The sequence below is a fragment of the Burkholderia sp. Bp9090 genome (genome assembly GCF_003857985.1).
GTDB lineage: Bacteria > Pseudomonadota > Gammaproteobacteria > Burkholderiales > Burkholderiaceae > Burkholderia.
The window spans coordinates 1-24090 of sequence record NZ_QTPV01000057.1 but is presented as its reverse complement, the minus strand read 5'-3'; the positions used below and the strand labels follow the sequence as shown (position 1 = coordinate 24090).

Here is a 24090-nt window from a genome sequence, read left to right as displayed (position 1 = left end):
CCAACCGATATTTTTTGAAAGAAGAGAATCATGGCAAAAGAAAAGTTTGAGCGGACCAAGCCGCACGTCAACGTTGGTACGATTGGTCACGTTGACCACGGCAAGACGACGCTGACGGCAGCGATCACGACGGTGCTGACGAAGAAGTTCGGCGGCGAAGCGAAGGCTTACGACCAGATCGACGCGGCACCGGAAGAAAAGGCGCGCGGCATCACGATCAACACGGCACACGTCGAGTACGAAACGGCTAACCGCCACTACGCACACGTCGACTGCCCGGGCCACGCTGACTATGTGAAGAACATGATCACGGGCGCGGCACAGATGGACGGCGCGATCCTGGTTTGCTCGGCAGCAGACGGCCCGATGCCGCAGACGCGTGAGCACATCCTGCTGGCACGTCAGGTTGGCGTTCCGTACATCATCGTGTTCCTGAACAAGTGCGACATGGTGGACGACGCTGAACTGCTCGAGCTGGTCGAGATGGAAGTTCGCGAACTCCTGTCGAAGTACGACTTCCCGGGCGACGACACGCCGATCGTGAAGGGTTCGGCCAAGCTGGCGCTGGAAGGCGACACGGGCGAGCTGGGCGAAGTGGCGATCATGAGCCTGGCCGACGCGCTGGACACGTACATCCCGACGCCGGAGCGTGCAGTTGACGGCGCGTTCCTGATGCCGGTGGAAGACGTGTTCTCGATCTCGGGCCGTGGTACGGTGGTGACGGGTCGTGTCGAGCGCGGCATCGTGAAGGTCGGCGAAGAAATCGAAATCGTCGGTATCAAGCCGACGGTGAAGACGACCTGCACGGGCGTTGAAATGTTCCGCAAGCTGCTGGACCAAGGTCAGGCAGGCGACAACGTCGGTATCCTGCTGCGCGGCACGAAGCGTGAAGACGTGGAGCGTGGCCAGGTTCTGGCGAAGCCGGGTTCGATCACGCCGCACACGCACTTCACGGCTGAAGTGTACGTGCTGAGCAAGGACGAAGGCGGCCGTCACACGCCGTTCTTCAACAACTACCGTCCGCAGTTCTACTTCCGTACGACGGACGTGACGGGCTCGATCGAGCTGCCGAAGGACAAGGAAATGGTGATGCCGGGCGACAACGTGTCGATCACGGTGAAGCTGATCGCTCCGATCGCGATGGAAGAAGGTCTGCGCTTCGCAATCCGCGAAGGCGGCCGTACCGTCGGCGCCGGCGTCGTCGCCAAGATCATCGAGTAATATCGACGATCCGCGGATCCCTCCGGGGTCCGCGATTCCACGGTAGGCAGTCGTACCGTCGAAACCGGGTGTCCAGTTCGATCTGGCACCCGGTTTTTCTTTGTGGCGTGCGCGTTGCCATATTGACAAACGCACACCACCGCTTCGATTTTTCGTGTAGAATCGCGGGCTTAGCAGTGGAAGTACCGTTCGGGACCGGGCGCCTCGCTCCCCGCAGGCAACAGGTTTCGCGTTCTTTTAGTGTCCGGCGATGCAACATCGCCTCGCTCTTTTCAAGGAATCGTCATGCAGCAACAGAAAATCCGCATTCGCCTGAAGGCTTTCGACTATCGTCTGATCGATCAATCGGCTGCCGAGATCGTCGATACCGCGAAGCGGACTGGCGCAATCGTCCGTGGCCCGGTGCCGCTGCCGACGCGCATCCAGCGTTTTGACATCCTGCGTTCGCCGCACGTCAACAAGACGTCGCGCGATCAGCTCGAAATCCGTACCCACCAGCGCCTGATGGACATCGTCGATCCGACCGACAAGACGGTTGACGCGCTGATGAAGCTCGACCTGCCGGCTGGCGTCGACGTGGAAATCAAGCTGCAGTAAGGCTTTCGGCGCCTCCCGGCGTGTCGGGTGGTGCTAAGTCTTTGTATTGCTTGCGGAAATCGAGAAGTCGGGCTATACTGCTTGGCTTTTCGCGTATTCGCGTAAAAAAGTTGGGCCTTGCGTGCCCGGCATTTTGTAAATCAGCCCCGACCAATCGCAGTCGGGAATGGAGAAAATGATGAGCCTTGGACTCGTAGGTCGCAAGGTTGGCATGACCCGTATCTTCACGGCTGAAGGGGATTCGATTCCCGTCACCGTGCTGGACGTGTCGGACAACCGCGTGACGCAGATCAAGACTGTTGAAACCGACGGCTACACGGCCGTGCAGGTTGCATTCGGCTCCCGCCGCGCATCGCGCGTGACGAAGCCGCTGGCAGGTCATCTCGCCAAAGCCGGTGTCGAAGCCGGTGAAATCCTCAAGGAATTCCGCATTGACGCGGCCAAGGCAGCTGAGCTGTCGAATGGCGCCGTGGTCGGTGCTGATCTTTTCGAAGTAGGCCAGAAGGTCGACGTGCAAGGCGTGTCGATCGGTAAGGGCTACGCCGGTACGATCAAGCGTTACAACTTCTCCTCCGGCCGTGCTACCCACGGTAACTCGCGCTCGCACAACGTGCCGGGCTCGATCGGTATGGCGCAGGATCCGGGTCGCGTTTTCCCGGGTAAGCGCATGACGGGTCACCTCGGTGACGTTACGGTGACGGTGCAGAACCTCGAAATCGCTCGTATCGACGCAGAGCGCAAGCTGCTGCTCGTCAAGGGCGCGATTCCGGGCGCGAAGGGCGGCAAGGTTTTCGTGACGCCGGCCGTCAAGACCAAGGGGGCGAAATAATGGAACTCAAGCTCCTGAACGAAAATGGTCAGGAAGGTGCAGTGGTCAACGCGTCGGACGTCGTGTTCGGTCGTGACTACAACGAAGCGCTGATCCACCAGGTCGTCGTCGCGTACCAGGCGAATGCTCGCCAGGGTAACCGCGCACAGAAGGACCGCGAGCAAGTCAAGCACACCACCAAGAAGCCGTGGCGTCAGAAGGGTACGGGCCGCGCTCGTGCCGGTATGTCGTCGAGCCCGTTGTGGCGTGGCGGTGGTCGCATCTTCCCGAACTCGCCGGAAGAAAACTTCTCGCACAAGGTCAACAAGAAGATGCATCGCGCAGGTCTCTGCTCGATCTTCTCGCAGCTGGCTCGCGAAGGACGTCTGTCGGTCGTCGAGGACATCATCCTCGAAGCGCCGAAGACCAAGCTGCTGGCTGACAAATTCAAGACCATGGGTCTCGACTCCGTTCTGATCATCACGGACACGGTCGACGAGAACCTGTACCTGGCTTCGCGCAACCTGCCGCACGTGGCGATTGTCGAGCCGCGCTACGCTGACCCGCTGTCGCTGATCTACTTCAAGAAAGTGCTGGTCACGAAGGCTGCGGTCGCCCAGATCGAGGAGTTGCTGTCATGAGCGAGATTCGCAAGAACGATCATCGTTTGATGCAGGTCCTGCTCGCACCGGTGATCTCGGAAAAGGCGACGCTGGTTGCCGACAAGAACGAGCAAGTCGTGTTCGAAGTCGCACCGGATGCCACGAAGCAGGAAGTGAAGGCGGCTGTCGAGCTGCTGTTCAAGGTTGAAGTTGATTCGGTCAACGTGCTGGTTCAGAAGGGCAAGCAAAAGCGCTTCGGCCGTTCGATGGGCCGCCGCAAGGACGTGAAGAAGGCGTACGTTTGCCTGAAGCCCGGCCAGGAAATCAACTTTGAAGCGGAGGCCAAGTAATCATGGCAATCGTGAAAGTTAAGCCGACATCGCCGGGTCGCCGCGCGATGGTCAAGGTGGTCAACAAGAACCTGCACCAGGGCAAGCCGTTCGCGGCACTGCTCGACTCGCAGAGCTCGACCGCCGGCCGTAACAACAACGGCCGTATCACCACGCGTCACAAGGGTGGTGGTCACAAGCAGCACTATCGTATCGTCGATTTCCGTCGCACGAAGGATGGCATTCCGGCAAAGGTCGAGCGTCTCGAGTACGACCCGAACCGTAGCGCGAACATCGCGCTGGTGCTCTACGCAGACGGCGAGCGTCGCTACATCATCGCCCCGAAGGGCCTGACCGTCGGCCAACAGCTGATGTCGGGTTCGGAAGCGCCGATCCGTGCAGGCAACACGCTGCCGATCCGCAACATTCCGGTCGGTACGACGATCCACTGCATCGAGATGCTGCCGGGCAAGGGCGCGCAAATGGCGCGTTCGGCTGGCACGTCGGCCATGCTGCTGGCACGTGAAGGCGTCTACGCGCAGGTTCGTCTGCGTTCGGGCGAAATCCGCCGCGTGCACATCGAGTGCCGTGCAACGATCGGTGAAGTCGGTAACGAAGAGCATAGCCTGCGCCAGATCGGCAAGGCTGGCGCGAACCGCTGGCGCGGTATCCGCCCGACGGTGCGTGGCGTTGCGATGAACCCGGTTGATCACCCGCACGGTGGTGGTGAGGGCAAGACGGCTGCAGGTCGCGACCCGGTGAGCCCGTGGGGTACGCCGGCTAAGGGTTACCGCACCCGCAGCAACAAGCGCACGACGACGATGATCGTCCAGCGCCGTCACAAGCGTTAAGGAGTAGGCAATGGCACGTTCTGTAAAAAAAGGTCCGTTCTGCGACGCCCATTTGCTGAAGAAAGTTGAGGCGGCTGCAGCTTCGCGCGACAAAAAGCCGATCAAGACCTGGTCGCGTCGCTCGACGATTCTGCCGGATTTCATCGGCCTGACGATCGCTGTTCACAACGGCCGTCAACACGTTCCGGTGTACATCTCGGAAAACATGGTCGGCCACAAGCTTGGCGAGTTCGCACTGACCCGTACGTTCAAGGGTCACGCGGCCGACAAGAAGGCCAAGAAATAAGGGGCAATCAAGATGGAAGTGAAAGCAATTCATCGCGGTGCCCGCATCTCGGCGCAAAAAACGCGCCTTGTGGCTGACCAGATCCGCGGTTTGCCGGTCGACAAGGCGCTGAACGTTCTGACGTTCTCGCCGAAGAAGGCGGCTGGCATCGTGAAGAAGGTTGTGCTGTCGGCAATCGCGAATGCGGAGCACAACGAAGGCGCTGATATCGACGAGCTCAAGATCAAGAGCATCTACGTCGACAAGGCGGCATCGCTCAAGCGTTTCACCGCGCGCGCCAAGGGCCGCGGTAACCGCATCGAGAAGCAATCCTGTCACATCACTGTGACGGTCGGGAATTAAGGAGCCATACGATGGGACAGAAAATTCATCCGACTGGCTTCCGCCTGGCTGTCAGCCGCAATTGGGCTTCGCGTTGGTACGCGAACAACAACAATTTCGCGGCGATGCTGCAGGAAGACATCGGTGTTCGTGAATACCTGAAGAAGAAGCTGAAGAACGCTTCGGTCGGTCGGGTGGTCATCGAGCGTCCGGCGAAGAACGCGCGCATCACGATTTACAGCTCGCGTCCGGGCGTCGTCATCGGCAAGAAGGGCGAGGATATCGAACAGCTGAAGACGGAACTGCAACGCCGCATGGGCGTGCCGGTTCACGTCAACATCGAAGAAATCCGCAAGCCGGAAACCGATGCGCAACTGATCGCTGACTCGATCACGCAACAGCTCGAGCGCCGGATCATGTTCCGTCGCGCGATGAAGCGTGCGATGCAGAACGCGATGCGTCTGGGTGCCCAAGGCATCAAGATCATGAGCGCAGGCCGTCTGAACGGTATCGAAATCGCTCGTACGGAGTGGTATCGCGAAGGTCGCGTGCCCCTTCACACGCTGCGTGCCGACATCGACTACGCGACCTCGGAAGCGAAGACGACCTACGGGATCATCGGCGTCAAGGTGTGGGTGTACAAGGGCGACACGCTCGGCCGCAATGACGCGCCGGTGGTCGAAGAAGTAGCCGAAGACAAGCGTCCGCGTCGCAATGCGCGTCCGGGCGACCGTCGTCCGCGCCGTGACGGCGAAGGCGGCGCTCCGGGTGCTCGTCGTGGCGCACCGCGCCGTGGCGCCGGCAAGCCCGAAGACGGCAAGACTGGAGAATAACGATGCTGCAACCGAAACGCAGAAAGTATCGTAAAGAGCAGAAGGGTCGTAACACCGGCAAGGCGACGCGCGGCAACGCAGTGTCGTTCGGTGAATTCGGTCTGAAGGCGATCGGTCGCGGTCGTTTGACCGCACGTCAGATTGAAGCGGCGCGTCGTGCAATGACGCGTCACATCAAGCGTGGCGGCCGCATCTGGATCCGGATCTTCCCGGACAAGCCGATTTCGCAAAAGCCGGCAGAAGTGCGTATGGGTAACGGTAAGGGTAACCCGGAGTACTACGTCGCCGAGATCCAGCCGGGCAAGATGCTCTATGAAATGGACGGCGTAACCGAAGAACTGGCACGCGAAGCGTTCCGTCTGGCTGCAGCCAAGCTGCCGCTGAAGACGGCATTCATCGTGCGCCAGCTCGGCGCCTAAGGAGAAAACATGAAGGCTTCCGAACTTCTCCAGAAAGACCAGGCCGCGCTCAACAAGGAGCTGGCGGACCTGCTGAAGGCGCAATTCGGCCTGCGCATGCAACTCGCGACCCAGCAGCTCACGAACACGAGCCAGCTGAAGAAGGTTCGTCGCGACATCGCACGTGTGCGGACCGTCATGACTCAGAAGGCGAACCAGAAATGAACGATAGCGTGAAAACCTCGCTGAAGCGGACGCTGGTCGGTCGGGTCGTCAGCAACAAGATGGACAAGACCGTCACCGTGCTGATCGAGCACCGCGTCAAGCACCCGATCTACGGCAAGTATGTCGTGCGCTCGAAGAAGTACCACGCGCATGATGAAGCGAACACCTGCAACGAAGGCGATCTCGTCGAAATCCAGGAAACTCGTCCTGTTTCGAAGACGAAGGCCTGGACGGTGTCGCGCCTCGTCGAAGCAGCTCGCGTCATCTAAGCGGGCAGAGCAGTAGGCAGTAACAAGCACTTCGCCACGAAGTGCTTGAAATCGCAAAGTTTTTGCTTGCGTGACCAGGGTTATTTGTTATAATCCTGGTCTTCCCTCTTTATGGGAGCCCCGTCGCGGGCGAAGTTGGTGGGGGAAGCGGACTGGCGCCAGCCTGTCCGAAAGATTCACCGAATTGCGATGGCGGGTTTCGTTTGCCGTCGCTGCTGTTCCAACCCAAGCAGCCGATTGGCTGACGGGACCAAGACTGACCGAATGCATCATGGTGGTGCAATCGGATTAAGTTGGGAAAGACAAACCATGATCCAGACCGAATCTCGGCTCGAAGTAGCCGACAACACGGGTGCACGTGAAGTCATGTGCATCAAGGTGCTCGGCGGCTCGAAGCGTCGTTATGCCGGCATTGGCGACATCATCAAGGTGACCGTCAAAGAAGCAACGCCGCGCGGGCGCGTGAAGAAAGGCGAAATCTACAACGCCGTGGTGGTCCGCACCGCCAAGGGTGTTCGCCGTCAAGACGGCTCGCTGATCAAGTTCGACGGCAACGCCGCTGTGCTTTTGAATAACAAGCTTGAGCCGATCGGCACCCGTATCTTCGGGCCGGTGACGCGTGAGCTGCGTAGCGAACGATTCATGAAGATCGTTTCGCTGGCGCCGGAAGTGCTGTAAGGAGTCGCGATGAACAAGATTCGCAAAGGTGACGAAGTCATCGTCGTCACTGGCAAAGACAAGGGCAAGCGCGGCGTCGTGCTGGCTGTCGGTGCAGAACATGTGACGGTTGAAGGTATCAACCTCGTCAAGAAGCATGTGAAGCCGAACCCGATGAAGGGTACGACGGGCGGCGTGGAAGCGAAGACGATGCCCCTGCATATTTCGAACGTCGCACTGGTCGACGCGAATGGCAAGGCGTCGCGTGTTGGCATCAAGGTCGAGGAAGGCAAGAAGGTTCGCTTCCTGAAGACGACCGGTGCCGTACTGAGCGCCTGACGCAGCGGAGTAAAAAATGGCTCGTTTTCAAGAGTTTTACAAAGAAAAGGTTGTGCCCGGCCTGATCGAGAAGTTCGGTTACAAGTCGGTCATGGAAGTGCCGCGCATCACCAAGATCACGCTGAACATGGGTCTTGGCGAAGCGATCGCTGACAAGAAGATCATCGAGAACGCCGTCGGCGACCTCACGAAGATCGCTGGTCAGAAGCCGGTCGTCACGAAGGCACGCAAGGCAATCGCAGGCTTCAAGATCCGCCAGGGTTACCCGATCGGCGCGATGGTGACGCTGCGTGGCCAAGCGATGTACGAATTCCTCGACCGTTTCGTGACCGTTGCCCTGCCCCGCGTGCGTGACTTCCGCGGTGTGTCGGGTCGTGCCTTCGATGGCCGCGGCAACTACAACATCGGTGTGAAAGAGCAGATCATTTTCCCCGAAATCGACTACGACAAGATCGACGCACTGCGTGGGCTGAACATCAGCATCACGACGACTGCGAAGACCGACGACGAAGCAAAGGCTCTGCTCGCCAGCTTCAAGTTCCCGTTCAGAAACTGAGGTTACCGTGGCTAAACTGGCACTGATCGAACGTGAAAAGAAGCGCGCCCGCCTGGTCGCGAAGTTCGCAGCAAAGCGCGAAGCGCTGAAGGCGATCGTCGAAGACCAAAGCAAGTCGGAAGAAGAGCGCTACGAAGCACGCCTTGAGCTGCAGCAACTGCCCCGCAACGCAAACCCGACCCGCCAGCGTAACCGCTGCGCGATCACGGGCCGTCCGCGTGGCACGTTCCGTAAATTCGGCCTCGCGCGTAACAAGATTCGTGAAATCGCATTCCGTGGCGAGATTCCTGGCCTGACCAAGGCGAGCTGGTAATAGGAGAAACGTAAATGAGCATGAGTGATCCTATCGCCGATATGCTGACTCGCATCCGCAACGCGCAGATGGTCGAGAAGGTATCGGTCGCGATGCCCTCGTCGAAGGTCAAGGTTGCAATCGCGCAAGTCCTGAAGGACGAAGGTTATATCGACGATTTCGCCGTCAAGGCGGAAGGTGCGAAGTCCGAACTGAATATCGCGCTGAAGTACTACGCAGGTCGCCCGGTCATCGAACGCCTCGAGCGCGTGTCGAAGCCTGGTCTGCGCGTGTACCGCGGCCGTAACGACATTCCGCAGGTCATGAACGGCCTGGGTGTGGCAATCGTGTCGACGCCGAAGGGCGTGATGACCGACCGCAAGGCGCGCGCTACCGGCGTCGGCGGCGAAGTCATCTGCTACGTTGCTTAAAGCCGAGGAGAGAGAAACATGTCTCGAGTAGGTAAGAGCCCGATCGCGCTGCAAGGCGCGGAAGTCAAGCTGGCCGACGGTGCGATCACCGTCAAGGGCCCGCTGGGCACCATCACGCAAGCGATCAATCCGCTCGTGAACGTGGCGAACAACGACGGCACGCTGAATCTGTCGCCGGTCGACGAAAGCCGCGAAGCAAACGCACTGTCGGGCACGATGCGCGCGATCATCGCGAATGCCGTGCACGGCGTGACCAAGGGTTTCGAGCGCAAGCTGACGCTGGTTGGCGTCGGTTATCGTGCGCAAGCGCAAGGCGACAAGCTGAACCTGTCGCTGGGTTTCTCGCACCCGGTGGTGCACCAGATGCCGGAAGGCGTCAAGGCTGAAACCCCGACGCAAACCGAAATCGTGATCAAGGGGATCAACAAGCAACAAGTCGGTCAAGTGGCTGCGGAAGTCCGCGGTTACCGTCCGCCGGAGCCGTACAAGGGCAAGGGCGTGCGCTATTCCGACGAGGTTGTGATCCTCAAAGAAACGAAGAAGAAGTAAGGGTGCGCAATCATGGATAAGACTCAATCTCGCCTGCGCCGCGCTCGCCAGACGCGTATCAAGATCGCTGAGCTGCAGGTCGCGCGTCTCGCCGTGCATCGCACGAACACGCACATCTACGCTCAAGTGTTCTCGCCCTGCGGCACCAAGGTGCTCGCCAGCGCGTCGACGCTCGAAGCAGAAGTGCGCGCTGAACTGGCCGACAAGTCGGGCAAGGGCGGCAACGTTAATGCCGCGACGCTGATCGGCAAGCGTATTGCCGAGAAGGCAAAGGCTGCCGGCATCGAATCCGTCGCCTTCGACCGCTCGGGCTTCCGCTACCACGGCCGCGTCAAGGCGCTGGCTGAGGCAGCTCGCGAAGCTGGGCTCAAGTTCTAAGGAAGGAATTCGTCATGGCAAAGATGCAAGCGAAAGTTCAGGCTGACGAGCGCGACGACGGCCTTCGCGAAAAGATGATTTCGGTCAATCGCGTGACCAAGGTCGTGAAGGGTGGCCGTATTCTCGGCTTCGCCGCACTGACCGTGGTTGGCGACGGTGATGGCCGCATCGGTATGGGCAAGGGCAAGGCGAAGGAAGTGCCGGTCGCTGTCCAGAAGGCAATGGAACAAGCTCGCCGCAACATGTTCAAGGTGCCGCTCAAGAACGGCACGCTGCAGCACGAAGTGCACGGCAAGCATGGCGCATCCGCTGTCCTCCTCGCTCCGGCGAAGGCAGGTACGGGCGTGATCGCCGGCGGCCCGATGCGCGCAGTGTTCGACGTGATGGGCGTTCAGAACGTCGTGGCGAAGAGCCACGGTTCGACGAACCCGTACAACCTCGTTCGCGCCACGCTGGACGGTCTGCGCAAGCAGTCGACCCCGGCAGACATCGCGGCGAAGCGCGGCAAGTCCGTCGAAGATATTTTGGGCTAAGCCCGGGTGGTCACCATGTCTGAAAAAACTGTCAAGGTTCAGCTCGTCAAGAGCCTGATCGGGACCCGCGAATCGCACCGTGCGACCGTGCGTGGCCTGGGCCTGCGCCGACTCAACTCGGTTAGCGAGCTGCAGGATACGCCGGCGGTCCGCGGCATGATCAACAAGGTCTCGTACCTCGTTAAGGTCATCGCGTAAGCGGCCCTACGGATCAAGGAGTTGATATGGAATTGAATAACCTGAAGCCGGCCGCTGGTGCAAAGCACGCCAAGCGTCGTGTCGGCCGCGGCATCGGTTCGGGCCTCGGCAAGACGGCTGGCCGTGGTCACAAGGGGCAGAAATCGCGTTCGGGCGGCTTCCACAAAGTCGGTTTCGAAGGCGGTCAGATGCCGCTGCAACGTCGTCTGCCGAAGCGCGGCTTCACGTCGCTGACGAAGGAATTCGTCGGTGAAGTGCGCCTGGGCGACCTCGAGAAGCTGCCGGTCGATGAAATCGATCTGCTCGCACTGAAGCAAGCCGGCCTGGTCGGCGAGCTGACGAAGAGCGCAAAGATCATCGCGACGGGCGAACTGAAGCGCAAGATCGTCGTGAAGGGTCTCGGCGCCACCAAGGGTGCGCGCGCTGCGATCGAAGCGGCTGGCGGTTCGTTCGCCGAGTGACACGCGTAGCGCGTCGTTACTTGCATTCATCGGAGAAGGTACTTGGCTAACAGCCCGAGTCTTGCAAAACCCGGTCGAAGCACGGCGAAATTCGGCGATCTGCGTCGGCGAGCGATGTTCCTGCTCCTGGCGCTGATCGTCTATCGCATCGGCGCGCACATCCCCGTGCCGGGCATCGATCCGGATCAACTGGCGAAGCTGTTTCAGAGCCAGGCGGGCGGCATCCTTGGCATGTTCAACATGTTCTCGGGTGGCGCGCTTTCCCGCTTCACGATCTTTGCGCTGGGGATCATGCCGTACATCTCGGCGTCGATCATCATGCAGTTGCTGGCGATCGTCTCGCCGCAACTCGAGGCGCTGAAGAAGGAAGGGCAGGCAGGGCAACGGAAGATCACGCAGTACACGCGGTATTTCACCGTGGTGCTCGCGACCTTCCAGGCGTTCGGTATCGCGGCTGCGCTGGAAAACCAGCCGGGCCTCGTGATCGACCCCGGCATGCTGTTCCGGCTGACGACGGTCGTGACGCTGGTTACCGGCACGATGTTCCTGATGTGGCTGGGTGAGCAGATCACCGAGCGTGGTCTGGGCAACGGCATCTCGATCATCATCTTCGGCGGGATCGCAGCAGGGTTCCCGAATGCCGTCGGTGGGCTGTTCGAGCTGGTGCGTACGGGTTCGATGAGCATCATTTCGGCGATCATCATCGTCGTTCTGATCGCCGCGGTGACTTACCTGGTCGTGTTCATCGAACGCGGTCAGCGCAAGATCCTCGTGAACTACGCGAAGCGCCAGGTCGGCAACAAGATCTACGGTGGCCAGTCGTCGCACTTGCCGCTGAAGCTGAACATGTCGGGCGTGATTCCGCCGATCTTCGCATCGTCGATCATCCTGTTCCCGGCCACGATTCTCGGCTGGTTCAGCACGGGTCAGCCGTCGGGAAGCTGGATCTCCAACACGTTGCATAACGTCGCGGAGGCGCTGAAGCCGGGCCAGCCGGTCTATGTGCTGCTGTACACGCTGGCGATCGTGTTTTTCTGCTTCTTCTACACCGCACTGGTGTTCAACAGCAGGGAAACCGCGGACAACCTGAAGAAGAGCGGCGCGTTTGTTCCGGGCATTCGTCCGGGCGACCAGACCGCACGATATATCGACCGCATCCTCACGCGTCTGACGCTGGCCGGTGCGATCTACATCGTCTTCGTGTGTCTGCTGCCGGAATTCCTGGTGCTGCGCTGGAACGTGCCGTTTTATTTTGGTGGAACGTCGCTGCTGATCATTGTCGTCGTCACGATGGACTTCATGGCGCAGGTGCAGTCGTACGTTATGTCGCAACAGTATGAGTCGCTGCTCAAGAAGGCAAACTTCAAGGGCGGCAACATCCCAATGCGTTAATCAAGGACTATGGCCAAAGACGATGTAATCCAGATGCAAGGTGAGGTGATCGAAAACCTCCCGAATGCGACCTTCCGCGTGAAGCTGGAAAACGGCCATGTCGTGTTGGGGCATATCTCCGGGAAGATGCGGATGCACTACATCCGCATCCTGCCGGGCGACAAGGTGACGGTTGAATTGACGCCTTACGATCTGTCTCGTGCGCGGATCGTGTTCCGGGCGAAGTGATTTGAAAAAAGGGTATTATCATGAAAGTGATGGCATCGGTTAAGCGCATTTGCCGCAATTGCAAGATCATCAAGCGCAAAGGCGTCGTTCGCGTGATCTGCAGCTCGGATCCGCGCCACAAGCAGCGCCAAGGCTGACCGCGCGTTTGTTTGCGCTTTTTGTTTGAGGAAAAACAATGGCTCGTATCGCAGGGGTTAACATCCCGAATCACCAGCATACCGAGATCGGCCTGACGGCAATCTTCGGTATCGGCCGCACGCGCTCGCGCAGCATCTGCACGGCAGCTGGCGTGGAATTCTCGAAGAAGGTCAAGGACCTGACCGACGCAGACCTCGAAAAGCTGCGTGAAGAAGTGGGCAAGTTCATCGTCGAAGGCGATCTGCGCCGTGAAGTGACGATGAACATCAAGCGCCTGATGGACCTCGGTTGCTACCGTGGCGTTCGTCATCGCAAGGGCCTGCCGATGCGCGGTCAGCGTACGCGTACGAACGCACGTACCCGCAAGGGTCCGCGTCGTGCAGCGCAAGCGCTGAAGAAGTAAGCGGAACTGACAGTTACAGGAAAACGTAATGGCTAAGGCTTCGAACACCGCGGCGCAACGCGTTCGCAAGAAGGTTAAGAAGAACGTCGCTGAAGGCGTGGTTCACGTTCACGCGTCGTTCAACAACACGATCATCACGATCACCGATCGCCAGGGCAATGCACTGGCATGGGCGACGTCGGGCGGCCAGGGCTTCAAGGGCTCGCGCAAGTCGACGCCGTTCGCTGCTCAGGTTGCTGCTGAGTCGGCCGGTCGCGTGGCGATGGAATATGGCGTGAAGAATCTGGAAGTGCGGATCAAGGGCCCGGGCCCGGGTCGTGAGTCGGCAGTGCGTGCACTGCATGGCCTCGGCATCAAGATCACCGCGATTTCGGACGTCACCCCGATTCCGCACAACGGCTGCCGTCCGCCGAAGCGCCGTCGTATCTAAGAATGCTGCTGGCACGTTCGTGCTGGCGCATTTGCCTGTCGCCGCGTAGCGTCGACGGGCGTTGCTTTTTTGATTGACTAAGCCCACCGTTCGCCCCAAAGGGCGCGAACTAGCGCGGATTCCGGTCCGCGTGACTGATTGATAAAGGAATGCAAAGTGGCACGTTATATCGGCCCTAAGGCCAAGCTGTCCCGCCGTGAAGGCACCGACCTGTTCCTGAAGAGCGCGCGCCGCTCGCTCGCCGACAAGTGCAAGCTCGACAGCAAGCCGGGTCAGCACGGCCGTACCTCGGGCGCACGTACGTCCGACTATGGTACGCAGCTGCGCGAAAAGCAGAAGGTCAAGCGTATTTACGGCGTCCTGGAGCGTCAGTTCCGCCGCTACTTCGCTGAAGCCGACCGCCGCAAGGGCAACACGGGTGAAAACCTGCTGCAACTGCTCGAGTCGCGTCTCGACAACGTCGTGTATCGCATGGGCTTCGGCTCGACCCGCGCTGAAGCGCGTCAGCTGGTGAGCCACAAGTCGATCACGGTGAACGGCGTCGTCGCGAACGTGCCGTCGCAGCAAGTGAAGGCGGGTGACGTCGTCGCGATCCGCGAAAAGGCGAAGAAGCAGGCGCGTATCGTCGAAGCGCTGTCGCTGGCCGAGCAAGGCGGCATGCCGAGCTGGGTTGCAGTCGATGCGAAGAAGTTCGAAGGCACGTTCAAGCAAATGCCGGAACGCGCTGAAATCGCAGGCGACATCAACGAAAGCCTGATCGTCGAATTGTATTCGCGTTAATCCGATTGACGGCCGAGGTACCCCGATTGCGTTATGCAAGGAGGGGCCTCGGCTGTTTATTTTCTGGTTGTTACCGGTCAGCCTTATCGGTGTAACGAGCCGAGGGTATTGAAAAGGAAAGCCCATGCAAACCAGTTTGCTGAAACCCAAGATCATCGCCGTGGAATCGCTGGGCGAGAACCACGCGAGGGTGGTCATGGAACCGTTCGAACGCGGTTACGGCCACACCTTGGGCAATGCGCTTCGCCGCGTGCTGCTGTCGTCGATGGTTGGCTACGCGCCGACCGAAGTCACGATCGCTGGCGTGGTGCACGAGTATTCGACGCTTGACGGCGTGCAAGAGGACGTCGTCAACCTGCTGCTGAACCTGAAGGGTGTGGTGTTCAAGCTGCACAACCGTGACGAAGTGACGGTGACCCTGCGCAAGGAAGGCGAAGGCGTCGTCACGGCCGGCGATATCGAGCTGGCGCACGATTGCGAAGTCATCAACCCGAATCACGTGATCGCACACCTGTCGAAGGGCGGCAAGCTCGACGTTCAGATCAAGATCGAAAAGGGTCGCGGCTATGTGCCCGGCAACGTCCGTCGCTACGGCGAAGACACGGCCAAGATCATCGGCCGCATCGTCCTCGACGCATCGTTCTCGCCGGTTCGCCGCGTGAGCTACGCCGTTGAAAGCGCACGTGTCGAGCAGCGTACCGACCTCGACAAGCTCGTGATGAACATCGAGACGAGCGGCGTGATCACCCCGGAAGAGGCGATCCGTCAATCGGCCCGCATCCTGGTCGACCAACTGTCCGTGTTCGCGGCACTGGAAGGCACGGAAACGGCTGCCGAAGCACCGTCGCGCGCACCGCAGATCGATCCGATCCTGCTGCGTCCGGTGGACGATCTCGAGCTGACGGTTCGTTCGGCGAACTGCCTGAAGGCCGAGAACATCTACTACATCGGCGACCTGATCCAGCGCACGGAAAACGAGCTGCTGAAGACGCCGAACCTCGGTCGCAAGTCGCTCAACGAGATCAAGGAAGTGCTCGCTTCGCGCGGTCTCACGCTGGGCATGAAGCTCGAAAACTGGCCGCCGGCTGGTCTCGACAAGTAAGCCCGGTTGTAGCCCGGCTGTAGCAGTAGTTGGCAAAGATGCGGATTTTCCTTTAAAATCCGCATCTTGCTTTTTTCTCTACCGGCCCGTGCACCCCAGAGGTGCGATAGAAGAGCTGGATCAAAACTTTGAATCAAGGAAACTGAAATGCGCCATCGTCATGGTCTGCGGAAACTGAACCGCACGAGCAGCCACCGTCTGGCTATGCTCCGTAACATGTCCAACTCGCTGATCGAGCACGAAGTCATCAAGACGACGCTGCCGAAGGCGAAGGAACTCCGTAAAGTCGTCGAGCCGCTGATCACGCTCGGCAAGAAGCCGTCGCTGGCAAACCGTCGCCTGGCGTTCAACCGCCTGCGCGATCGTGACTCGGTGGCGAAGCTGTTCGACGTGCTCGGTCCGCGTTTCGCGAACCGTCCGGGCGGCTACCTGCGCGTGCTGAAGTTCGGCTTCCGCGTCGGCGACAACGCACCGATGGCACTGGTCGAGCTGCTCGATCGTCCGGAAGTCGACGAAACGGAAAACGTGCAAGAAGCCGAGTAAGCTTCCGGTACGCAGCAGGATCCGAAAGGGCCGAGCAATTGCTTGGCCCTTTTTGTTTTTGGCGGCGCCTCGGCTGCGATCGATTGTCGCAGGCCGGTGCCGGCAGTGCCGCGCGGGCTGCGCTACGATATGCAGTTATTGGCGCGGGCCCCTTGATGGGGCGATTCGTGGCGGCGGAAGCCGGTAAAGGCCAGTCAGGAGGGCGCGTATGGTGGTGGTATTGATGCTGACGACGGTGCCGGATGCGGTGACGGCCGCGGCGCTCGCCGACGGCGCGCTCGACGCGCGGCTTGCCGCGTGCGTGTCGGAGCTCGGTGCGATCAAGTCGCGCTATCACTGGCAGGGCAAGGTCGAGACGGCCGACGAGATCCAGTTGCTGTTCAAGACGAGCCCCATCCGCTCGCTCGAACTGGAGCGATTTATTCTCGCGCATCATCCGTACGAGACGCCGGAAATCGTCTCGTGGCAGGGGACGGCCACGGCCGCGTACGGCCAGTGGGTGACCAGCGAAACTCAACGTCTATTTCATGTTTAACGGTATGGCGCTTTCCGTGCGCGTGCGCGCGCTGCGGTTCCTCGCAGTCCTGATGTCGTTCATGTTCGTGCTGGGCGGCCTGTCGGTCGCGCGCGCGGCCGACGATTTTCTCGATCCGTCGGTCGCATTCAAGTTCAGCGCGAGCGAATCGCCGGGGCAGGTGGACGTCCGTTTCAAGGTTGCCAGCGGCTATTACCTGTACCGCGAGCGGTTCGCGTTCGCGGTGAAGGGCGGGCAGGCGACGCTCGGCGATCCGCAATTCCCGGCCGGCCATGTGAAGTTCGACCAGACGTTCCAGAAGGAAGTCGAGACCTATCGCGACGAGGTCGTGATTCATGTTCCGGTCAAGCAGGCGGCGGGGCCGTTCGAGCTCGCTGTGACGTCGCAAGGATGCGCCGACGAAGGAATCTGCTATCCGCCTGCGGAGCACGTCGTGAAGGTCGACGGCGCAGCGCTGGGCGCGGCCGCGCCGGTCGATCGCACGGCGGCTTCGGGCAGCTGGTTCGACAAGGTCACGAGCGCGGATTTCGCGCAGTCGCTGCTCGAGGGGCACGGTTTCTTCACCATCGTCGCACTGTATTTCGTCGCCGGCGTCGTGCTGAGTCTCCTGCCCTGCTCGTATCCGATGATTCCGATCGTGTCCGCGATCATCATCGGCCAGGGCACGCGCGCGACGCACGCACGCGGTTTCGCGCTGTCGCTGACGTACGTGGTCGGCATGGCGCTCGTCTATACGGTGCTGGGCATCGCGGCGGCGCTGGTCGGCCAGAGCCTGGGCGCATGGCTGCAGAACCCGTGGGTGCTCGGTGCATTCGGCGTGCTGCTCACCGCATTCGCCGTATCGCTGATTTCCGGCAAGGACATCGCGCTGCCCGAGCGCTGGCAGAACGGCGCGGCGGAAGCCTCGAGCGCGCGCCGGGGCGGCCACTTCGTCGCGGTCGCCGCGATGGGGGCGTTGTCGGCGCTGGTCGTCGGCGCATGCATGACGGCGCCGCTGTTTGCGGTGCTCGCGTTCATCGCGCACACCGGCAATGCGCTGCTCGGCGGCGCTGCGCTGTTCGCTATGGGGTTGGGGCTCGGCGTGCCGCTGCTCGTCGTCGGCATCGGTGCCGGTACGGTGCTGCCGCGCGCGGGCGCATGGATGGACGGCGTGAAGGTGTTCTTCGGCATCGTGCTGCTTGCCGCCGCGCTGTGGATCGTGTGGCCCGTGCTCGCGGGCGCTCTGAAGATGGTGCTCGCCGCATTGTGGCTGCTCGTCGCGGCTGCGGCGCTTGGCCTGTTTACGCCGCATGCCGGCGCCGCATCGATCTGGCGCCGTCTCGGTCGCGGCCTCGGTGCTGCGCTTGCGATCTGGGCTGCAACGCTGCTCGTCGGTCTTGCGGCGGGCTCCAACGACCCCGTGAAGCCGCTGGCCGTGCTTGCGGCGCGCACGGTTGCGTCGGGCGATGCGTCGGCAGCCGGTGCGGCGACCGGAGGGCAGGGGCCCGCGTTCGCGTCGGTGCGCTCCAGTCGCGAGCTCGATGCGCTGCTGAAGACGTCGGGCCAGCCCGTGATGCTCGACTTCTACGCCGACTGGTGCGTGAGCTGCAAGGAGATGGAGCATCTGACGTTCACCGATTCGCGCGTGCAGGCGCGGCTCGCGCAGCTTCACCTGGTGCGTGCCGACGTCACCGCGAACAATCCGGACGACCAGGCGCTGCTCAAGCGCTTCAACCTGTTCGGGCCGCCGGGCATCATCTTCTTCGATCGCAACGGCAACGAAATCGGCCGTGTGGTCGGTTATCAGGCGGCCGAGACGTTCCTGCGCAGCCTCGATCGCGCGGCGGTACCGACGGTGTGACGCGCGCTCGTCGGCGCACGGGCGGCCCGCTGCGCCGACCGGACGGTGCAAAAAAACGGCGGGACACCGAAGTATCCCGCCGTTTTTCCTTGCGCCGGCCGGCGCGCGGCTCAGCGCTGCGCTTTCAGCAGACGCGCGGCATCGAGCGCGAAGTACGTGAGCACGCCGTCGGCGCCAGCGCGCTTGAATGCGAGCAGCGATTCGAGCACGACCTTGTCGTGATCGAGCCAGCCGTTCATCGCGGCGGCCTTCAGCATCGCGTATTCGCCGCTCACCTGGTACACGTAGGTCGGGAAGCGGAACTCGTCCTTCACGCGACGCACGATGTCGAGATACGGCATGCCGGGCTTGACCATCACCATGTCGGCGCCTTCGTCGATGTCGAGGCGCACTTCGCGCAGCGCTTCGTCGCTGTTCGCCGGATCCATCTGGTAGGTCATCTTGTTGCCCTTGCCCAGATTGGACGCCGAGCCGACCGCATCGCGGAACGGGCCGTAGAACGCCGACGCGAACTTGGCCGAATAGGCCATGATGCGCGTATGGATGTGACCGTCGCTTTCCAGCATTTCACGGACCGCGCCGATGCGGCCGTCCATCATGTCCGACGGCGCGACGATGTCGACGCCGGCTTCGGCCTGCGCACGCGCCTGGTCGACCAGGATCTCGATCGTGTCGTCGTTGATCACGTAGCCGTTCTCGTCGAGCACGCCGTCCTGGCCGTGGCTCGTGTACGGGTCGAGCGCGACGTCGGTCAGCACGCCGAGTTCGGGGAAGCGCTTCTTCAGCTCGCGCACCGCGCGCGGGATCAGGCCTTCCGGATTTGCCGCTTCGCGGCCGTCAGGCGTCTTCAGCGACGGCTCGATGGCCGGGAACAGCGACAGCACGGGCACGCCGAGTTCGACGCACTGCTCGGCGACATGCATCAGCAGATCGACCGACACGCGCTCGACGCCGGGCATCGACGGGACGCTCTGGCGTTCGTTGGTGCCGTCGACGACGAACACCGGATAGATCAGGTCGTCGGTGGTCAGGCGGTTTTCGCGCATCAGGCGCCGGGAGAAGTCGTCGCGGCGCATCCGGCGCGGACGGTGAAGCGGATGGAAGCTCATGGCGATTGGGCAGAAATCAGGGTAGTAAGAACCTTACGGAACCCTTAGGTCATTTTCGAGAGCGTTGGTATATGATAGCGATCGAGCGGCACGCGTCGCGTGCCGCTCCCCGCTTCTCCTCCCTGAGCGGGTGCCTGTCGTTATTCGATTAGGCTGTTTGACCCGCCGTTCAACGGCGGGTTTTTTTATGAGCCGGCCGAATCCGCAGGTGCCGTCAGGTGCGCACGGCCGGTCCCGGCCGCGCGTTGCCCGCTCATTGTGCTACAGGCTCGCTTTTTTCGTCGGCGACGGACGGCCGCACCCAGCTCTCGATCAGTTCATGGGCCTCGTCGAGCCCCGTGCGCTTCAGCGCCGAGAACAGCTGGACCGTCAGCTTGCCCTTCACGCCCTGGTCACGGTACGCGTCGAGTCCCTTTTGCGTGTTGCGCAGCGCGTTGATGCTTTCTTGCCGCGTCAATTTGTCGCACTTCGTCAGCAGCGTGTGGATCGGCTTGCCGGTCGGCGCGAACCACTCGATCATCCGGCGATCGAGGTCGGTCAACGGGCGGCGCGAATCCATCATCAGGATCAGGCCGCACAGCTGCGAACGCGTCGCGAGGTAGGACGACAGCAGCATTTCCCAGTGGGCCTTCGCGGCCCCCGGCACTTCCGCGTAGCCGTAGCCGGGCAGGTCGACGAGGTTCGCGACGGGCTCGGCGGCCGGGCCGACGGAGAAGTAGTTGATGTGCTGGGTGCGGCCGGGCGTCTTCGACGCGAAGGCGAGCCGCTTCTGGTTGCACAGCACGTTGATCGCCGTCGATTTGCCGGCATTCGAGCGGCCCGCGAACGCGATTTCCGGTTGTACCGTCGGCGGCAGGTCGCGCAGATGGTTGACGGTCGTGTAGAAGCGGGCTTGGTGGAGCAAAAAGGCCATGGGGAAACCGGTGGGACGGGGCGGCGCGAGCCGCTTGGTGGAGGCGGGGTAGCCCCGATAGGCGCGGGAGCTTTCAGCGCGATATTGTACAATACGGCGGTTTTGCCGAAGGGCTGCGGGCGCCTGCCTCGCGCTTTTATGCAGCTTCTGCGGTAGACTGGTCGACGTCGTTTTTTGCAGAACCTCAAATTCCCACAAGACGAAACAGGGTGTGCGAATGAATCGACTGTGCAAGTCTCTGATGGTGCTTCAGGTTGCAGCAGGGTTCGTAGGTTTCGTAGCGGAGGCAAATGCGGCGGATGCGGCAAAGCCGGATCTGGACCGCGGCAAGGCGATTGCCGGGCAAGTTTGCGCGTCGTGTCACGGCGCGGACGGCAACAGCGCGTCGGGCAGTTTCCCGAAGCTGGCCGGCCAGCATCCCGACTATCTGGTCAAGCAGTTGAACGACTTCAAGACCCAGCCGGGCGCGAAGGGGCCGGCGCGGACCAATCCGGTGATGGTCGGGTTCGCGAGCGCGTTGAGCGCGGACGACATGCGCAACGTCGCTGCGTATTACGGATCGCAGACGACGAAGCTCGGCACCGCACGCGACGCGGCGACCGTGCCGATCGGCCAGAAGATCTATCGCGGCGGCATCGCGGAAAAGGGTGTACCCGCCTGCGCGAGCTGCCACGGGCCGACGGGGCAGGGCATTCCGGTCCAGTACCCGCGTCTGTCGGGGCAATGGGCCGATTACACGGTTGCCCAGTTGACCGCGTTCCAGCAGGGTGTCGGCGCGCGCAACAACAACGAGGCGATGCATCAGATCGCAGCGCGTCTGTCGGACAACGAGATCAAGGCCGTCGCGGATTACATCGCGGGCCTGCGTTGACCGGACGGTCGCGAATGGAATGACCGGGCGCCCGAAGGGCGGCCGGCGTCAGAACAAGAAAAAGGGTGGGGCGCCGCGTGATTGCGGTTGCCTCGCCCTTTTTTGTCAGCACTCGCCGGGTCGTCCCCAGCGTGCTGACCGCCCCCTTGGGGGCAGCGAACATAGTGAGCGTAGGGGCTGTTTCCCCTTAGTCGGAGTTTGAATGAGCGTTACCACGTCGGGGTTGCAGTCGAAGTCGGGTCAAAGTGCGTCCAGGCGCGCGATCGAGCTGCTGAGCTCGATGCGCTTCGCGATCGCGCTGCTGGTAGTGCTGTCGATCGCGAGCATCGTCGGCACGGTCCTGACGCAGGACGACCCGTATCCGAACTACGTGAACCAGTTCGGGCCGTTCTGGGCGGACATCTTCCGCTCGCTGGGCCTGTACAACGTGTACAGCGCCTGGTGGTTCATGCTGATCCTGATCTTCCTCGTCGTGTCGATCTCGCTGTGCGTGATCCGCAATGCGCCGAAGATGCTTGCCGATGCGAAGAGCTGGAAGGACAAGGTCCGCGAAGGCAGCCTGCGCGCGTTCCACCACAAGGCCGAATACTCGGCGTCCGGCACGCGCGCGACCGTCGCGGCCACGCTCGCCACGTTCGTCACCAAGGCCGGCTACAAGCACGTCGTGCGTGAAACCGACGGCGCGACGCTGATTTCCGCGAAGCGCGGCGCGCTGACGAAGTGGGGCTACATCTCCGCGCACCTTGCGATCGTCGTGATCTGTATCGGCGGCCTGCTGGACAGCAACCTGCCGATCAAATTCCAGATGTGGATGTTCGGCAAGAGCCCGGTCAACACGAGCGCGACGATCAGCGAAATCTCGCCCGACCACCGGCTGTCCGTGTCGAACCCGACGTTCCGCGGCTACGCGTGGGTGCCGGAAGGCCAGTTCGTGTCGACCGCGATCCTGAACCAGCCGAGCGGCTCGCTGATCCAGGACCTGCCGTTCTCGATCCAGCTCAACAAGTTCATCGTCGACTACTACACGACCGGGATGCCGAAGCTGTTCGCGAGCGACATCGTCGTGATCGATCGCGAGACGGGCCAGAAGATCCCGGCGCGCGTCGAGGTCAACAAGCCGTTCACGTACAAGGGCGTGTCGATCTACCAGTCGAGCTTCCAGGACGGCGGCTCGCAGATGGAGATGACGGCCTACCCGATGACGGGCGGCAACGCGAAGACCTTCGCGGTGAAGGGCACGATCGGCAGCACGGCGCCGCTGCAGATGCCGGGCAGCGACGGCGACACGATCGAGTTCTCCGACTTCCGCGCGATCAACGTCGAGAACATGGCCGACGCGAACGGCAAGCCGGACGTGCGCGGCGTCGCGAAGACGGCGTCGCTGAAGGAAGCGTTCGACGAGCGGCTCGGTTCGGGCGCGAAGACGTCGAAGCCGGTGCAGCTCCACAACATCGGCCCGTCGGTGCAGTACAAGATTCGCGGCAAGGACGGCCAGGCGCGCGAATTCAACAACTACATGCTGCCCGTCGACATGGGCGGCACGCGCGTGTTCCTCGCCGGCGTGCGCGCGAGCCCGAACGATCCGTTCCGCTACATGCGGATTCCGGCCGACAGCCAGGATTCGATCGGCGAATGGATGCGCCTGCGCGCCGCGCTCGAGGATCCAGCCGTGCGTGCCGACGCCGCCGCGCGCTTCGCGCAGCGTTCGCTGCCGACGACCGAAGCGTCGCTGCGTGGCCGCCTGCAGGACAGCGCGTTCAAAGTGCTGACCCTTTTTGCGGCGAGCGACGACAGCATCGGCCGCGGCGCCGACGGCCAGCCGGTCGGCGGCTTCCAGGCGGTGGCGACCTTCATCGATCGTTCGGTGCCGAAGGCTGAGCAGGAGAAGGCGGCGAGCCTGCTGCTGCGCATGCTCGAGGGTTCGATGTGGGAGGTCTGGCAGATCGCGCGCGAGCGCGCCGGCGAGCCGGCTGCCCAACAGGGCGCCGACACGATCCGCTTCGTGCAGAACGCGATCAATGCGCTATCGGACAGCTTCTTGTATGGATCGCCGGTCTATTTGCAGCTTGACTCCTTCAAGCAGGTGCAAGCTTCGGTATTTCAGTTGACGCGCGCACCCGGCAAGAATCTGGTGTATCTTGGCAGCCTGCTGCTGGTCGCCGGCATCTTCTCGATGTTCTACGTGCGCGAGCGGCGCCTCTGGTTCTGGCTCAAGGATGCCGGTTCCGGCGTCGATGTGGTGATGGCGATGTCCACGGCCCGCAAGACCTTCGATTTCGAAAAAGAATTCGTGCAGACGCGCGACGCGGCCGGCGCCGCCTTGCGCGCCGCACCGCGCGACGCCGCGCCCGCCGGTGCGGCAGCGACTGCCCGTCCGCCTGCCGGCGGCGATTCCGAGAATTCCACCCGGTAACATCATGGATCTCACGCAAGTTTCCTCTTCCCGTTCGGGGCCGGTTCAGGCCCCGAATCCGGCGCCGTTGTTCGACGACCGTCCGTTCCTCGCGCGCCTGTCGGTCATCGACTGGCTGTTCGCACTGGCACTCGTGGTCGGTGCGGGCTATGCGTTCGTGCATTACAACGAACACATGAATTACTACGACAAGGCGGTGATGATCGGCACCGTGCCGGCGCTCGTCGTGCTCGGCTGGCGCTGGAAGCCCGCGCGGCTG

The 24090-nt window shown here is 61.8% G+C and carries 36 protein-coding genes and 1 pseudogene; 35 read left to right on the top strand and 2 right to left on the bottom strand.

Annotation, left to right across the window (positions count from 1 at the left end):
- Nucleotides 1-30: 30 nt before the first annotated feature.
- From tuf to dsbD, 32 genes are all read left to right on the top strand, one after another.
- Entirely contained in the window at nucleotides 31-1221 is a 1191-nt protein-coding gene (tuf, locus tag DIE16_RS33015) for an elongation factor Tu (protein WP_006482910.1), read from the top strand.
- 285 nt (nucleotides 1222-1506) lie between these two features.
- Complete coding sequence (rpsJ, locus tag DIE16_RS33010) at nucleotides 1507-1818, top strand: 30S ribosomal protein S10 (protein ID WP_004199280.1); 312 nt, start codon at nucleotides 1507-1509, stop codon at nucleotides 1816-1818.
- Nucleotides 1819-1996: 178 nt separating this feature from the next.
- The gene (rplC, locus tag DIE16_RS33005) at nucleotides 1997-2647 is read left to right on the top strand and encodes a 50S ribosomal protein L3 (protein ID WP_006752926.1); all 651 of its coding nucleotides are present in this window, start codon (nucleotides 1997-1999) and stop codon (nucleotides 2645-2647) included.
- A complete protein-coding gene (gene rplD, locus DIE16_RS33000; RefSeq protein ID WP_006477192.1) occupies nucleotides 2647-3267 on the top strand; it encodes a 50S ribosomal protein L4 in 621 nt (206 codons plus the stop codon). The genes rplC and rplD overlap by 1 nt, the downstream gene beginning before the upstream one ends.
- Entirely contained in the window at nucleotides 3264-3578 is a 315-nt protein-coding gene (gene rplW, locus DIE16_RS32995) for a 50S ribosomal protein L23 (RefSeq protein ID WP_004199275.1), read from the top strand. The genes rplD and rplW overlap by 4 nt, the downstream gene beginning before the upstream one ends.
- A 2-nt stretch (nucleotides 3579-3580) precedes the next feature.
- Nucleotides 3581-4408, top strand: a complete 828-nt coding sequence (gene rplB, locus DIE16_RS32990) for a 50S ribosomal protein L2 (protein ID WP_006482900.1) — start codon at nucleotides 3581-3583, stop codon at nucleotides 4406-4408.
- A 10-nt stretch (nucleotides 4409-4418) separates the two neighbouring features.
- Nucleotides 4419-4694 carry a 30S ribosomal protein S19 gene (gene rpsS / locus DIE16_RS32985; protein WP_004199273.1) on the top strand — a complete coding sequence of 92 codons (276 nt, stop codon included), beginning with the start codon at nucleotides 4419-4421 and terminating at the stop codon, nucleotides 4692-4694.
- A 12-nt stretch (nucleotides 4695-4706) separates the two neighbouring features.
- On the top strand, nucleotides 4707-5036 hold the full coding sequence (gene rplV / locus DIE16_RS32980; RefSeq protein WP_004199272.1) for a 50S ribosomal protein L22: 330 nt from the start codon (nucleotides 4707-4709) through the stop codon (nucleotides 5034-5036).
- Nucleotides 5037-5047: 11 nt separating this feature from the next.
- Complete coding sequence (gene rpsC, locus DIE16_RS32975; protein WP_006482899.1) at nucleotides 5048-5848, top strand: 30S ribosomal protein S3; 801 nt, start codon at nucleotides 5048-5050, stop codon at nucleotides 5846-5848.
- A 2-nt stretch (nucleotides 5849-5850) separates the two neighbouring features.
- The gene (gene rplP / locus DIE16_RS32970; RefSeq protein ID WP_006482873.1) at nucleotides 5851-6267 is read left to right on the top strand and encodes a 50S ribosomal protein L16; all 417 of its coding nucleotides are present in this window, start codon (nucleotides 5851-5853) and stop codon (nucleotides 6265-6267) included.
- A 9-nt stretch (nucleotides 6268-6276) separates the two neighbouring features.
- Nucleotides 6277-6471 (top strand): 50S ribosomal protein L29, encoded by a 195-nt coding sequence (rpmC, locus tag DIE16_RS32965; RefSeq protein ID WP_006400652.1) that lies wholly within the window; start codon nucleotides 6277-6279, stop codon nucleotides 6469-6471.
- A complete protein-coding gene (gene rpsQ / locus DIE16_RS32960; RefSeq protein WP_006752928.1) occupies nucleotides 6468-6740 on the top strand; it encodes a 30S ribosomal protein S17 in 273 nt (90 codons plus the stop codon). Before rpmC ends, rpsQ begins: the two co-directional genes overlap by 4 nt.
- A 309-nt stretch (nucleotides 6741-7049) precedes the next feature.
- Nucleotides 7050-7418: a 50S ribosomal protein L14 gene (gene rplN, locus DIE16_RS32955; protein WP_006752929.1), complete on the top strand. Its 369-nt coding sequence runs from the start codon at nucleotides 7050-7052 to the stop codon at nucleotides 7416-7418.
- Between the two features lie 9 nt (nucleotides 7419-7427).
- The gene (rplX, locus tag DIE16_RS32950; protein WP_006477187.1) at nucleotides 7428-7736 is read left to right on the top strand and encodes a 50S ribosomal protein L24; all 309 of its coding nucleotides are present in this window, start codon (nucleotides 7428-7430) and stop codon (nucleotides 7734-7736) included.
- Nucleotides 7737-7752: 16 nt separating this feature from the next.
- A complete protein-coding gene (rplE, locus tag DIE16_RS32945; protein WP_006477186.1) occupies nucleotides 7753-8292 on the top strand; it encodes a 50S ribosomal protein L5 in 540 nt (179 codons plus the stop codon).
- A gap of 7 nt (nucleotides 8293-8299) precedes the next feature.
- Nucleotides 8300-8605, top strand: coding sequence for a 30S ribosomal protein S14 (gene rpsN, locus DIE16_RS32940; RefSeq protein WP_006482884.1), 306 nt, complete (start codon nucleotides 8300-8302; stop codon nucleotides 8603-8605).
- A 14-nt stretch (nucleotides 8606-8619) separates the two neighbouring features.
- Entirely contained in the window at nucleotides 8620-9015 is a 396-nt protein-coding gene (gene rpsH / locus DIE16_RS32935; RefSeq protein WP_006477185.1) for a 30S ribosomal protein S8, read from the top strand.
- An 18-nt stretch (nucleotides 9016-9033) separates the two neighbouring features.
- Nucleotides 9034-9564 (top strand): 50S ribosomal protein L6, encoded by a 531-nt coding sequence (gene rplF / locus DIE16_RS32930; protein WP_006758786.1) that lies wholly within the window; start codon nucleotides 9034-9036, stop codon nucleotides 9562-9564.
- A 12-nt stretch (nucleotides 9565-9576) separates the two neighbouring features.
- Entirely contained in the window at nucleotides 9577-9942 is a 366-nt protein-coding gene (rplR, locus tag DIE16_RS32925; RefSeq protein ID WP_006477183.1) for a 50S ribosomal protein L18, read from the top strand.
- A 14-nt stretch (nucleotides 9943-9956) separates the two neighbouring features.
- Nucleotides 9957-10475: a 30S ribosomal protein S5 gene (gene rpsE, locus DIE16_RS32920; RefSeq protein ID WP_006752931.1), complete on the top strand. Its 519-nt coding sequence runs from the start codon at nucleotides 9957-9959 to the stop codon at nucleotides 10473-10475.
- Between the two features lie 15 nt (nucleotides 10476-10490).
- Nucleotides 10491-10673, top strand: coding sequence for a 50S ribosomal protein L30 (gene rpmD / locus DIE16_RS32915; RefSeq protein WP_006400644.1), 183 nt, complete (start codon nucleotides 10491-10493; stop codon nucleotides 10671-10673).
- Nucleotides 10674-10699: 26 nt separating this feature from the next.
- Nucleotides 10700-11134: a 50S ribosomal protein L15 gene (gene rplO, locus DIE16_RS32910; RefSeq protein ID WP_006482880.1), complete on the top strand. Its 435-nt coding sequence runs from the start codon at nucleotides 10700-10702 to the stop codon at nucleotides 11132-11134.
- A gap of 42 nt (nucleotides 11135-11176) precedes the next feature.
- Complete coding sequence (gene secY, locus DIE16_RS32905; protein WP_006400642.1) at nucleotides 11177-12526, top strand: preprotein translocase subunit SecY; 1350 nt, start codon at nucleotides 11177-11179, stop codon at nucleotides 12524-12526.
- A gap of 9 nt (nucleotides 12527-12535) precedes the next feature.
- Nucleotides 12536-12754: a translation initiation factor IF-1 gene (infA, locus tag DIE16_RS32900; protein ID WP_004521905.1), complete on the top strand. Its 219-nt coding sequence runs from the start codon at nucleotides 12536-12538 to the stop codon at nucleotides 12752-12754.
- Between the two features lie 20 nt (nucleotides 12755-12774).
- The gene (gene rpmJ, locus DIE16_RS32895) at nucleotides 12775-12891 is read left to right on the top strand and encodes a 50S ribosomal protein L36 (RefSeq protein ID WP_004199844.1); all 117 of its coding nucleotides are present in this window, start codon (nucleotides 12775-12777) and stop codon (nucleotides 12889-12891) included.
- Nucleotides 12892-12929: 38 nt separating this feature from the next.
- Nucleotides 12930-13295: a 30S ribosomal protein S13 gene (gene rpsM / locus DIE16_RS32890; protein ID WP_039323572.1), complete on the top strand. Its 366-nt coding sequence runs from the start codon at nucleotides 12930-12932 to the stop codon at nucleotides 13293-13295.
- A gap of 28 nt (nucleotides 13296-13323) precedes the next feature.
- Complete coding sequence (gene rpsK / locus DIE16_RS32885; RefSeq protein ID WP_004197937.1) at nucleotides 13324-13725, top strand: 30S ribosomal protein S11; 402 nt, start codon at nucleotides 13324-13326, stop codon at nucleotides 13723-13725.
- Between the two features lie 156 nt (nucleotides 13726-13881).
- Nucleotides 13882-14505, top strand: a complete 624-nt coding sequence (gene rpsD, locus DIE16_RS32880) for a 30S ribosomal protein S4 (RefSeq protein WP_006477177.1) — start codon at nucleotides 13882-13884, stop codon at nucleotides 14503-14505.
- Nucleotides 14506-14629: 124 nt separating this feature from the next.
- Nucleotides 14630-15607: a DNA-directed RNA polymerase subunit alpha gene (locus tag DIE16_RS32875; protein WP_006477176.1), complete on the top strand. Its 978-nt coding sequence runs from the start codon at nucleotides 14630-14632 to the stop codon at nucleotides 15605-15607.
- A 147-nt stretch (nucleotides 15608-15754) separates the two neighbouring features.
- Nucleotides 15755-16150 (top strand): 50S ribosomal protein L17, encoded by a 396-nt coding sequence (rplQ, locus tag DIE16_RS32870; protein WP_006477175.1) that lies wholly within the window; start codon nucleotides 15755-15757, stop codon nucleotides 16148-16150.
- A gap of 208 nt (nucleotides 16151-16358) precedes the next feature.
- Nucleotides 16359-16685, top strand: a complete 327-nt coding sequence (gene cutA, locus DIE16_RS32865; RefSeq protein ID WP_124894199.1) for a divalent-cation tolerance protein CutA — start codon at nucleotides 16359-16361, stop codon at nucleotides 16683-16685.
- Nucleotides 16678-18525: a protein-disulfide reductase DsbD gene (gene dsbD / locus DIE16_RS32860; RefSeq protein ID WP_124523861.1), complete on the top strand. Its 1848-nt coding sequence runs from the start codon at nucleotides 16678-16680 to the stop codon at nucleotides 18523-18525. The genes cutA and dsbD overlap by 8 nt, the downstream gene beginning before the upstream one ends.
- Nucleotides 18526-18635: 110 nt before the next feature.
- Here the strand turns inward: dsbD and hemB are convergent, their stop codons facing one another.
- Together hemB and yihA are read right to left on the bottom strand one after the other, a co-directional pair.
- Nucleotides 18636-19634, bottom strand: a complete 999-nt coding sequence (hemB, locus tag DIE16_RS32855; protein WP_121860787.1) for a porphobilinogen synthase — start codon at nucleotides 19632-19634, stop codon at nucleotides 18636-18638.
- Between the two features lie 253 nt (nucleotides 19635-19887).
- Nucleotides 19888-20547, bottom strand: a complete 660-nt coding sequence (gene yihA / locus DIE16_RS32850; RefSeq protein ID WP_044848923.1) for a ribosome biogenesis GTP-binding protein YihA/YsxC — start codon at nucleotides 20545-20547, stop codon at nucleotides 19888-19890.
- A 217-nt stretch (nucleotides 20548-20764) separates the two neighbouring features.
- On the opposite strand from yihA, the gene DIE16_RS32845 reads away from it, so the two are divergent.
- From DIE16_RS32845 to DIE16_RS32830, 3 genes and pseudogenes are all read left to right on the top strand, one after another.
- A complete protein-coding gene (locus DIE16_RS32845; RefSeq protein ID WP_124894200.1) occupies nucleotides 20765-21418 on the top strand; it encodes a cytochrome c in 654 nt (217 codons plus the stop codon).
- A gap of 202 nt (nucleotides 21419-21620) precedes the next feature.
- Nucleotides 21621-23831, top strand: coding sequence for a cytochrome c biogenesis protein ResB (locus DIE16_RS32835; protein WP_044848921.1), 2211 nt, complete (start codon nucleotides 21621-21623; stop codon nucleotides 23829-23831).
- A 4-nt stretch (nucleotides 23832-23835) separates the two neighbouring features.
- Nucleotides 23836-24090 (top strand): annotated as a pseudogene (locus tag DIE16_RS32830) (c-type cytochrome biogenesis protein CcsB); the annotation flags it as partial.